This is a genomic window from Chitinivibrionales bacterium (assembly GCA_035516255.1).
In the GTDB taxonomy this organism is placed as follows: domain Bacteria; phylum Fibrobacterota; class Chitinivibrionia; order Chitinivibrionales; family FEN-1185; genus FEN-1185.
The window spans coordinates 115,620-126,574 of the sequence record DATJAL010000025.1 but is presented as its reverse complement, the minus strand read 5'-3'; the positions used below and the strand labels follow the sequence as shown (position 1 = coordinate 126,574).

Below are 10,955 nucleotides of genomic sequence, written 5' to 3'. Positions count from 1 at the left end.
GGCATCGTGCAGGCGCCCGACGCGCTGGCCCACGGCGACATTGACATGTGCGAGAGCTGCCCTGACATCACCTATTTCAACGGCAGGCTCGTCAACTCCTGCCGGCTCGACGAATACCGGAAGTTCGGCGGCAGCCTGTCGGTATCAAAGGATGCGGCCGCCACGGAGCAGAAACCCGCCTTGCGGCCGCAGGCGGCAATTGTTGACTAGCGGTAATCGCCAGCCTTTTAAAAATGAAATTTCCTTCTTTGTTAACCAAAAGACTTCAGGAATGCTGTGCAAAAACGCCGCCCAGCAGCACCGGCTTGTCACACGCCCTTCCTATTGGGCGGGTGAAAACCAGTCTCGGCAATCGGGCCGCTCGTGAAATCACCCGGCGTGGAAGAGAAAAGATTGGCGGGCTCGGACAGCACGAGCGGCTGATCCTCCTGCCTCGGGGCCGACGCTGATGGGCTGGAAAAAGTGGGTAGAGCTGTGAATTATGCCTTGCGTCAAAATTTCTTCCTTATCATAGTAATAACGATTCTTCCATGCATGGCAGCGGCCGTCGAAGGCAATGTCGACCCGAAAAAACTTCTCAACTGGGTGGACAGCCAGAAAGCCGTTGCCGCCAACTGCGTGGTGAAGGCCAACGGCAAAGACATGAACAACGGCGGCACCGGCTTCTGCACGCAATGCAGCAACAGCTCCTCGCAGCCGGTGGCCCAAAACAAGACCATCAGCCTGTTCCAGACAACCGGCGCGGTATTTTTCGACGCAGACATGGACATCGACTGCGACGGCAGCGACAACGGCGTTTGCGGCGGGACCGATCCCTCGCACCAGAACCTGCTGAGCTGCGACGCGAACGTGAAATGCAGCGTCGACAACGGCGGCCCGATTGACGCGGCGGGAACGCCGTTTTACGTGCTGCCTGTCGGCTCGCCGTTTGATTACGCCAGCCGCGGGATCGCCATCGGCCAGCTTGCGGCGGTGATCAACAGGAAGACAAACCCGGTGAGCATCGCCTATGCCCCCTTTCTCGACGAGGACGGCGTGAGCCAGGAGATCGGCGAGGCATCGGCGGCAATGGCCCAGCTTCTCGGCGTGCCGAACGACCCGAACACCGGCGGACAGGACACGGGCCTGGTTTACATTGTCTTCAGGGGACCCGGCGCCAGGTTCACTTCAGTCGCGGACATGGCCGACCATCAGAAGGCAATTTCGGCGGGCCAGGCGCTGGCGGCGGCGCTTATCGGATCGCCGGCGGTCATCAGGCCCACGGAGGGAGCGGGTAGATATGCAGCGACCGATTTCCGGATAAGCAATAACTCGATATCGATCACGTCGTCAGGCAGGCACGCGCTTTCAGTTTATTCTGTCAACGGCAAGCTCATAATGGAAAAAAGCGGCACCGGATGCAGGGAATATGAACTTGTCAACCTGAAGTGCGGCCTTTATTTCATCAGGCTTCATACCTTGGCCGGATCATTTCAAACAAAATTCATCCGTTATTAGTCTTCGCTCCGCCGTTCACTGGCGTGAACATTATTTTCCGGCAACCTCATATAGTATTCCTTATTTATTATATTTAACCACAGGGGCGCGGGGGATTTCGAAATTATCGGATCGCCCGATCATCCCAAGCTATCGCATCATCCAGCGAATAATAATAGATTAATGATCAAAAAGGGGGGGGCATGGACTCAAAAAAAATGTCGGCGGCGGCTTTCATCATCGTGATCATCTCGGCGGCCCTCTGTTTCGCCGAAACCTACACGCCCGAGCCAAGCAACCGGGTGAAGATCAATCTGGGCGAAACGCCGTGGAAATTCCTCAGGAACGATCCGGCCATGAACGGCGCGTCCGGCCCGCAGGCGGTCGGCTACAACGATTCGTCGTGGAAGACCGTGGGCATTCCCTACACGTGGAACGACACCGACACCTACGTGAACGAGCCGAGCGGCGGCGACGACGGCACCGCGTACGGCGGCACCAACTGGTACCGCAAGCACTTTACTTTGGACAATCAGTACGCCGACCGGAAAATCTTCGTTGAAATCGAGGGCGCGCACGTCGGCTGCCAGGTGTACATCAACGGGACGTTCATGCATGGCAACAGCGCCACCGACCCCAACGCCACGCACGTGACCGGCTTCATGGGCTTCGTGGTTGACATCACGCCCTATGTGACGTTCGGCGGCGCCGACAACGTGCTTGCCGTGCGCGTGAGCAAGAACCAGGCCTTCTACGGCGACCCGGGCTTTTCCGAGATATTCAGGTTCGGCCAGGCGGACGGCGGGCTGTTCCGCCCCGTGTGGATGCACATCACCGACAAGGTCCACGTGCCGCTCAACCTCTATTCGGTGCTGAACCAATGGGGAACCTACTGCGCGGCCGTGACCGCCACGGACGCCTCCGCAACCGTGTTCCTCCAGACCAACGTGCGCAACGACGGGACCGCGGCCGCCGACGTGTCGCTCACCACGAAGGTGGTTGACAAGGACAACAACGTCGTGCTCACGCTCACCGGAACGCAGACGGTCCCCGCAGGAGCGTCGTACGCGTTCGGCCAGACCGGCGACATCGCCAACCCGCACCTGTGGTACCCGAACAACAGCATCTACGGCGGGCCGTATATGTACAAGGTTTATCACATTGTCAAGGTGGGCGGGACCACGGTCGACGTGTTCGAGAGTCCGCTCGGCATCCGCGTGCTCACCTGGGACAAGGACTATCCCTACTACAACGGCCGCAAGCATTTTTTGTGGGGCGCGTCCGCGCGGTACGATTACCCGGCGCTCGGCACGGCCGTGCCCGAGGAGCAGCAGTGGCGCGACGCGAAGATCCTGTCGGGCTGCGGCGGCAACCTGTGGCGCCCCGGCCATTCTCCGTGCAGTCCCGAGTTTGTTGCCGCCTGCGACGCGTACGGCATCGCGCTCGTGCAGCCAAGCGGCGAGCATGAGGGCGCGTGCGGGCCCTGCAACCAGACGCTCAAGGCCGAGGTGCACCGCGACATGATCATCCGCGACCGGAACCATCCGTCGGTGCTCGCGTGGGAGGTAAGCAACGGCCCGGTCAGCACCGGCCTTGCCCAGCAGTGCCAGGGGCTTGCCAATACATGGGACTCGATCCACACGCGCGTGCAGGCAGACCGCACGCCGAGCCCTGCCAACGGGTACATCCTCGGATGCACGGCCACGGGCTGCGAAATAGGCGTGAAGCACAACTTCCCCAACAACCCGGCGTGGGGCTCGGAGGACTGGAGCAATTATGGCCGCTTGTCAAGATGGGGGTACGACCAGGAGATCGCGTTCGTCGCCGATTACCTGCAGGAATGGGTGCAGAGCCAGGCCAACAGCTGCTTCGGCATCGCGCAGTGGTACCTGTCCGAGACGCCCGGCGAAGACGGATATTTCCTCGACATGCCCAACCAGAAGGAGCGGTCGTTCGGCTGTTCCATGCTCGATTTCAACCGCATCCCGAAATTCCTGTATAACGCGTGGCGGGTGTGCTGGGTTCCTTTCTCCCTCCATCCAGAGATCGCCATCGCGCACCACTGGAACCGCTCCGGTAACGTTCAGGTAAACGTCTTCTGCAACTGCGACAGCGCGCGGCTCCTCATCAACGGCGTGAGCCAGGGCGTGAAGAAACCAAATCCCGCGGCCGGCGTGCCGCCGGACAACGACCACACCCAGGCCGCGACGCAGCTGCCGTTCCAGTGTTACTGGAACGTGGCATGGCAGGCCGGGACGCTGCGCGCCGAGGGTCTTGACAATACCGGAAATGTGGTGTGCTTCGATGAGAAGAAGACCGCGGGACCGGCGCACCACGTGACGCTCACCGTGGAGCCGCCGCTCGTCCGGCCCGACGGCGGCGTGTACGAGATCCGCGCCAACGGCACCGACGCGGCCTTCATCCTGGCCACGGTGGTGGACAGCGCCGGCACCTGGTGTCCGCTTGACAGCCACAACATAACCTTCGGCGTTTCCGGCCCGGGCAACTACCGCGGCGGGTCCGACCAGCGCGTCAACGCCGCCATGCCCAAGACCTGGCACGCGCCCACCGACCCGGAACTCCAGATGGAGGGCGGCATGTGCAAGATCGCGGTGCGCTCCCTGTTCACGCCGGGCGTCGTCACGGTGTCGAGCACCTGCGCGGGCCTGCCGCAGCCCGCCGCTTCGACCGCATTCACCGTATACCCGGTCACCGACCCGCCGTTTACGACGGCCATGATAACGCGTCCGTCCGCACCCTCCGCGTTTTCTTCCTTCAAGGCCGTTCTCATGCGCGGCGGGCTGCGCTACTATATTGCGCGGCCGGCGCTGGTGTCGGTGCAGATCGTGAGCGCGAACGGGAAATTGACAAGAGCGATTCCCGCATCGCTCCAGAATGAAGGGTGGCATCCGGTCCAGCTCGCGAAATCCCAGGCCGGCGCGGCGTTTCCGGCCGGCGTTTACTTTGTGCGGTTCGGAGTGGACGGCGTGTATCAGCCGGTGAAGCGCGTCATTGTCTCGCGGTGATGCGGAAGGAACGCGCGGCGCCGTGGCTTGCAGCGGGGTCTTTCAATTCATCAAAAGGAACTCTGATGAGACCATGCTCATTTAAGCTCGCAGCAGGGACGCTTCTTCTTGCCGTGCTCTCGTGCGCGCCGAAATCATCCGGTAACGCTCAAGCGCCATCGAAAGCGGCAAACGGTTCCGCGTCGGCGGACTCGAGCCAGAAAAATGGTCAGCCTGACGCGGCGCCCAATGCCCAGGAAAAAACCATGCGGATGGAAGAAAAGAAACTGCTGGATCAATTGCGGAACAGAGTTTTCCGGGCAAACGACTCGAGCCTCACGATTATCCTTGACAATGGAAGCAAAATTCAGTTCAACGATACCTTGCTGCATACGGACAACGACGGGCAGGTCGGATATTTCGTGACGGATTATTTGCCGGCCCTGTCCGCGATCGTCATCGAACGGGAAGGATGGGAGTGGGGCGATTGGCTCTCCGTCAACATGAGGAATGGCAAATGCGACACGCTCATATCGAGGCCGACGATCGGCCCGGGACGGAACTATCTGCTCTGCGATTATCGTGACATCGAAGCCGGGTTCATGGCGAATGGTTTTCAAATCTGGAAGATTTCCGGTGATTCATTGACAAAGGCGTTTTATTCGGCCCCCGGGAAATGGGGGCCCGACAGCGCGAAATGGGTTGATGATTCCACCATTTCTTTTGAACGGGTTGAAATGGCTAAGGATGCATTCACCTCAGCTCATGATACGCTCTCTTTCAGAAGTGGAACCTGGAAGTACGGTCACCCGATCGAATTGGACAGTGCCACACCCGAAAACGGAGCGGGCGAATAGCATTGCCGCTGCAAAGAAAAGCCAAGCGCAAAAACAATGAACAGCGACCGCGGGCAAACGCTGGTTTGCTGATGCGTCAAACGCGTGAATATAAAAAGGAGGAATGGACATGAAAACGAAAATGGTTCCGGTGCTGTTGGCCGTTCTGGCGCTGGCCGCGGTGTGTTGTGCCCAAACCTATACCGGCGAGCCCAGCAACCGGGTGAAGGTCAACATGAGCACCGCGCCCTGGAAATTTACAAAAGGAGACCCCGCGAGCGCCCAAAGCCCCTCGTTCAGCGACGCGGCGTGGAGCGACGTGGGCATTCCGCACACCTGGAGCGACACGGAATCGTTCAACAACCAGTCGGGCGGCGGCGCCACCGGCGGCATGTACGCCGGCGTTTCCTGGTACCGCAAGCACTTTACAATCGATAACGCCTATTCGGGCAGGAAGATCTTCGTGGAGATCGAGGGCGCGCACCTGGGCGCGGCGGTGTACATCAACGGCACGTTTCTTCCCGGCAACGACGGCATCAACCAGAACGCGACGCACGTGGTGGGCTTCATCGGGTTCGTCGTGGACATCACGCCCTATGTGACCTTCGGCGGGGCGGACAATGTTCTGGCCGTGAGGATGAGCGGCAACGGAGGGTTTTACGCGTATCCCGGGTTCTCCATCGACTACCGGTTCGGCCAGGGCGATTACGGCCTGTTCAGGCCGGTGTGGCTTCACATCACCGACAAGGTGCATGTGCCCCTCAACGTGTATTCGGTGCTGAACCAGTGGGGGACCTATGTCGCCACGGTGTCGGCCTCCGACGCGTCCGCGACCGTGCGGATCCTCACGAACGTGCGGAACGACAACGCCGCGCCGCAGGCCGTCACGCTCACCACCAAGGTGACTGACGCCGCCGGCAACGTCGTGTTGAGCCAGAGTAGCACCCAGACCGTGGGGGCCGACACGAGCTACGTGTTCGACCAGACCGGCACCATCGCCAACCCGACACTCTGGTACCCCGCGGGCAGCATCTACGGCAAGCCGTACCTCTACAAGGTTTATCATATTGTCAAGGTCGGTGCCGCGACCACCGATGTGTTCGAGAGCCCGCTGGGCATCCGCGTCATCACGTGGGACCACAACTTCCCGTATTTCAACGGCCACCAGCAGTACCTGTGGGGCGTTTCGAGCCGCTACGATTATCCGGCGCTGGGCACGGCCGTTCCCGAGGAGCAGCAGTGGCGCGACGCCAAGCTCGCGGCCGAGTGCGGCGCGACCCTCTGGCGGCCCGGTCATTCGTCGTCGAGCCCCGAGTTCGTTGACGCGTGCGATGCCTACGGCGTGATGCTCGTGCAGCCCAGCGGTGAGCTCGAGGGGACTTTCGCCGCCGGGCAGCAGACCAACACGCCGAAATTTATCTACAAGAGCCAGCTGCACCGCGACATGATCATCCGCGACCGGAACCACCCGTCGGTGCTCGCGTGGGAGGTGAGCAACGGCCCCATCGATCCTACGTTCGCCGGCCAGCTCAAGGCGATTTCACAGACATGGGACCCGGTCAACACGAGGGCGCAGTCCGACCGCGGGGGCAGCGCGGCCGATCCCGCGATCGCCGACATCATCTCGTGCTCGTCGTCGGGCTGCGAGATCGCGATGAAGAGCGGTCTGCCCAACACGCCGTGCTGGGGCGCGGAGGCGTGGGGCGGCAGCCGCACCGCGCGCTTCGCCTGGGACTGGGAAATCGCGTTCGCGAGCGAATACCTCCAGAACTGGAAAAAGTCAAGGCAGGCCAACTGCTTCGGCCTCGCCCAGTGGTACCTGTGCGAAACGCCGGGCGAGTCGGGCAATTTCCTCGAAGGAGAGGGCGAGGGAAGCGTACGGTCGTTCGGGTCTTCCATGATGGATTTCAACCGCATCCCCAAATTGCTTTACAAAGCGTATCAGGCGGCGTGGCTGCCGTATTCGGTGAAGCCCGTGGTTTCGCTCGCGCACCACTGGAACCGGTCGGGCGCGGTGCAGGTGAACGCGTTTTCAAACTGCCCAAGCGTGCGGCTCTTGATCAACGGCGCGGACCAGGGCGTAAAAACGCCCAATCCGTGGAGCGGGAGCGGCGACGGCACCGGCCAGGCCACCACCCAGCTGCCGTTCCAGTGCTCATGGAACGTGACCTGGGCGTCGGGGACCCTGCGCGCCGAGGGGCTTGACCAAAGCGGAAACGTGGTGTGCTTTGACGAGAAGAAGACCGCTGGTCCCGCCGACCACATCGTGCTGACCGTGGAGCCGCCGCTGGTGAGGTCCGACGGCGACACCTTCCAGATCACGGCGAACGGGAGCGACGCGGCCTTCATTCTCGCCACGGTGGTTGACGCAAGCGGAATCTGGTGTCCTACGGCGAGCAACCCGGTCACCTTTGCCGTGACCGGGCCCGGCGATTACCGCGGCGGGTCGGACCAGTACGTCACGGCCGGCAAGCCGCTCGGCTTTCATTCGCCGCTCGACCATGAGCTCTCGGCCGAGGGCGGGATGTGCAAGGTGGCGGTGCGGTCGACGTTCACCGCCGGCACGGTGACGGTTTCCGCTTCTTCGGCGGGACTCGGGACCGGCACGGTTTCTTATAATGTAAATCCGGCGGTTTCCATTATGGAGGGAACTCGCTGTCCCCGCACGAGTTCCGCTTCGTCAATAGCCGCGCCGAGCTTCAGGATCATGTATTCGGCTGGGACCCTGCGGTATCTGATGAGTAAAGCGGCAACCGTCTCCGTCGACATCGTCAGCGCAAGCGGAAGGGTGGTCATGCGCGTGCCGGCCGCGTATCAGGCAGCCGGGTTCCACTCGATCGGTTTTGAGGGAATGAAGGCGCGCCGGGACATGGCCGGCAACACCGTGTATTTTGTCCGGTTCACCCTTGACGGCGGCTATCAATGTGTAAAGCGCGTGCTCGCGGTGCGGTAAGGAAAGCTTTCTTTGATGAAGATCCTTATCGTGCAGATCGGGCGTATCGGCGACATGGTCCTCACCACGCCCCTGTTCCGGGCTGTTGCTGAACACGTGCCCGGCGCGGAAATGCACGTTCTCTCATCCCCGCGCGGGGCGCCTGTCCTGCGCGGAAATCCCCGGGTGAAAAAAATATTCGTTTACCGGAAAGACCCGTTTTCTTTTTGCTCGTTGATGATCCGGTTGCTGTTGACGCGATACGACTGGCTCATCGATCCAAAAGACCATGCGTCGCGCGAAAGCGCCCTGCTGGCTGGAATCTGCCGGGCGAAAAACAAGGTCGGATTCAACAGGGAAGGAGAAAGCACCTTTTCATTTCCCATTCCCTCCGACCTGGAAAATGCCGCGCTGCACGCGGTCGCGCGGAACCTTGCCTGTCTCAAGCCGCTGGGCATGCCGTCCACAGCCGATCCCCGGCCCGAGCTTTTTCCCGATGCGCGGCTTGTTAAAAAAATCAAAGATACCATTCTTGTGGATGATGCAAAGACCGTAGCGCTCAATATTTCCGCCGGCGATTCCTCGCGGTACTGGACGGTTGAAGGATGGGCCGCGGTCGCGGCGTATTGTCTGTCAAAAAACCTAAGGGTTATCGTCACCTATAAGCCCGCCGACGGCCCAAACGCCGGAAAGCTGCAAAATCTCCAGCCGCGCGTCATTCTCTATGATTCGCCCGCCATCGGCGACATCGTCGCGTTAATCTCTCTTGTCAACCTTGTCGTCACGCCCGACACCTCGGTCGTGCACGTCGCCTCGGCGTTCGATGTGCCGCAGGTGGCGCTGTTCCCCGACATCGAGTGGAATTTGGAGAAATTCCGGCCGCTCAGCAGGAAGTCGGTTGTGTTGCAGCAGGGAAAAGGGGAGGCGGTGAGTACGATTACACCGGATAGGGTGGTGAGTGAGATTGAAAAAATGCTGGAGAAAGCTTGATTTGGAACCTATATCCTTTGACCATTATTCTCGCTTCGGCTTTCAACCTCCAACTTCCAACATTCAACTTCCGATTCATTTATCACGAAACTGCCGCTCATATCCCCCCGCCGTCGGAAAAAATCTCCTCAAGCTTGATCAGGCTCTCTTCCTCGTTTCCCCCGCTTGCCGTGACCTCGATCTCCGCGCCCTTGCCCGCGGAGAGCATCAGGAGCTGCAGCACCGAATCGCCGTCGGCGGTCTGGCCTCCCTTTTTGAACGTGATTTTCGACGACAGCTTCCTGACCGCCTTCGCGATGGCGTCCGCGACGCGTATATGGATGCCGTTTTCCTGTTTGACAATAATTTTCGTGGTCCGCATACGTGATAAAATCCTCGCGCCGCAGGGATGGCCGCTGCGGGAGCCGGTGTTACGCGAGCGCGAGCGCCTCGTCAAGCGCGCCGATAAGGTCGTCGGGGTGCTCAAGCCCGATCGAAAGCCTTATTAAATCCGGAGTGAGGCCGCCCGCAAGCTGCTGCTCCTCGCTCAGCTGTGAATGCGACGTGCTTGCGGGATGAAGAATGAGGCTCTTGGCGTCGCCCACGTTTGCAAGATGGGAAAACAGCCGGATGTTGTCGATGACCTTCACGGCGGCGTCATACCCCCCCTTCACGCCGAACACGACCATGCCACCATACCCTTTGTCAAGGTATCGGCTCGCCGTCGCGTGCGAAGGGTCCTTCTCGAGTCCCGGATAGCGCACCCACGCCGCCTTCGGGTGTTTCGCAAGGTGCTGCGCGACCAGCAGCGCGTTTTTGCAGTGGCGCCCCATGCGCAGCGGCAGGGTTTCGAGCCCCTGGAGAAAGATCCATGCGTTGTCGGGCGCGATGCAGGCGCCGAGATTGCGGAGCGGGACGAGCCGCACCCGCAGGGCGAACGGTATCGTTGACAGCGGGGCCGGCAGGTCGAGCGCCCAGCACAGGCCGTGGTAATTGGCGTCGGGCTCGGTGAACAGCGTGTGGCGGCCGGCCTTCCAGTCGAACGTGCCCGCGTCGGTGATGATGCCGCCCACGGCGGTGCCGTGCCCGCCTATCCATTTTGTCAACGAATTCACCACGATGTCGGCGCCGTGCTCGATGGCACGCAGCAGCCAGGGCGTGGTGAACGTGCCGTCGACAACGAGCGGAATGCCGTGGCGGTGCGCGATGGCCGCGACGGCGCCGATGTCCGTGAAATCGAGCGTCGGGTTGCCGATGGTCTCGACGAAGAGCGCGCGAGTCTTTGCGGTTATCGCTTTCTCGAAAGTGCGCGGGTCACGTGCGTCCACGAACCGCGTGGTGATGCCGAGCTTGGGTAAGATGGCGTCGAACTGCGTATAGGTCCCGCCGTACAGGTTGCTTGCCGAAACGATTTCGTCTCCTGCTTCGGCAAGGGTTATGATTGAATAAAATACCGCGGAGGTCCCGCTGGAAACGGCGACCGATGCTGCGCCGCCCTCAAGCTGGGACACGCGCTGCTCGAGCACGTCGGTGGTGGGGTTCATGAGCCTGGTGTAGATGTTGCCCAGCTCCTTGAGGGCGAACAGGTTCGCAGCGTGCTGCGTGTTTTTGAAAACGTACGAGCTGGTGCGGTACACCGGCACGCCGCGCGACTGCGTCGCGTCCACGGTTTGCCCCGCGTGCAGGGCAAGGGTTTCAAAATGATAGGGTTTGGCATTCATGGCAAGAACCTTTCTT

At 61.0% G+C, this 10,955-nt stretch carries 8 protein-coding genes; 6 read left to right on the top strand and 2 right to left on the bottom strand.

Translation table 11 applies throughout. The annotated features are described in order from the left end of the window. From VLX68_07740 to VLX68_07715, 6 genes are all read left to right on the top strand, one after another. A partial coding sequence (locus VLX68_07740) for a hypothetical protein (GenBank protein HUI92123.1) occupies positions 1–210 on the top strand: 210 nt, incomplete at its 5' end. Positions 211–534: 324 nt separating this feature from the next. Further along, on the top strand, positions 535–1,497 hold the full coding sequence (locus VLX68_07735; protein ID HUI92122.1) for a glycoside hydrolase family 75 protein: 963 nt from the start codon (positions 535–537) through the stop codon (positions 1,495–1,497). 182 nt (positions 1,498–1,679) lie between these two features. Next, complete coding sequence (locus VLX68_07730) at positions 1,680–4,502, top strand: DUF4982 domain-containing protein (protein HUI92121.1); 2,823 nt, start codon at positions 1,680–1,682, stop codon at positions 4,500–4,502. Between the two features lie 65 nt (positions 4,503–4,567). Beyond that, positions 4,568–5,338, top strand: coding sequence for a hypothetical protein (locus VLX68_07725; protein ID HUI92120.1), 771 nt, complete (start codon positions 4,568–4,570; stop codon positions 5,336–5,338). Between the two features lie 109 nt (positions 5,339–5,447). After that, positions 5,448–8,270, top strand: coding sequence for a DUF4982 domain-containing protein (locus tag VLX68_07720; protein HUI92119.1), 2,823 nt, complete (start codon positions 5,448–5,450; stop codon positions 8,268–8,270). Between the two features lie 15 nt (positions 8,271–8,285). Further along, positions 8,286–9,239: a glycosyltransferase family 9 protein gene (locus VLX68_07715; GenBank protein ID HUI92118.1), complete on the top strand. Its 954-nt coding sequence runs from the start codon at positions 8,286–8,288 to the stop codon at positions 9,237–9,239. A gap of 97 nt (positions 9,240–9,336) precedes the next feature. On the opposite strand, the gene VLX68_07710 is transcribed toward VLX68_07715, so the two are convergent. Both VLX68_07710 and VLX68_07705 read right to left on the bottom strand, forming a co-directional pair. After that, positions 9,337–9,600 (bottom strand): HPr family phosphocarrier protein, encoded by a 264-nt coding sequence (locus VLX68_07710; GenBank protein ID HUI92117.1) that lies wholly within the window; start codon positions 9,598–9,600, stop codon positions 9,337–9,339. Positions 9,601–9,649: 49 nt separating this feature from the next. Next, the gene (locus tag VLX68_07705; protein HUI92116.1) at positions 9,650–10,939 is read right to left on the bottom strand and encodes an O-acetylhomoserine aminocarboxypropyltransferase/cysteine synthase family protein; all 1,290 of its coding nucleotides are present in this window, start codon (positions 10,937–10,939) and stop codon (positions 9,650–9,652) included. Positions 10,940–10,955 lie beyond the last annotated feature (16 nt).

What these genes read in the sequence shown, in the direction of transcription:
- VLX68_07735 (HUI92122.1), top strand. Translation starts at nt 535, where the DNA reads ATGGCAGCGGCCGTCGAAGGCAATGTCGACCCGAAAAAACTTCTCAAC.
- VLX68_07730 (HUI92121.1), top strand. Translation starts at nt 1,680, where the DNA reads ATGGACTCAAAAAAAATGTCGGCGGCGGCTTTCATCATCGTGATCATC.
- VLX68_07725 (HUI92120.1), top strand. Translation starts at nt 4,568, where the DNA reads ATGAGACCATGCTCATTTAAGCTCGCAGCAGGGACGCTTCTTCTTGCC.
- VLX68_07720 (HUI92119.1), top strand. Translation starts at nt 5,448, where the DNA reads ATGAAAACGAAAATGGTTCCGGTGCTGTTGGCCGTTCTGGCGCTGGCC.
- VLX68_07715 (HUI92118.1), top strand. Translation starts at nt 8,286, where the DNA reads ATGAAGATCCTTATCGTGCAGATCGGGCGTATCGGCGACATGGTCCTC.
- VLX68_07710 (HUI92117.1), bottom strand. Translation starts at nt 9,600, where the DNA reads ATGCGGACCACGAAAATTATTGTCAAACAGGAAAACGGCATCCATATA.
- VLX68_07705 (HUI92116.1), bottom strand. Translation starts at nt 10,939, where the DNA reads ATGAATGCCAAACCCTATCATTTTGAAACCCTTGCCCTGCACGCGGGG.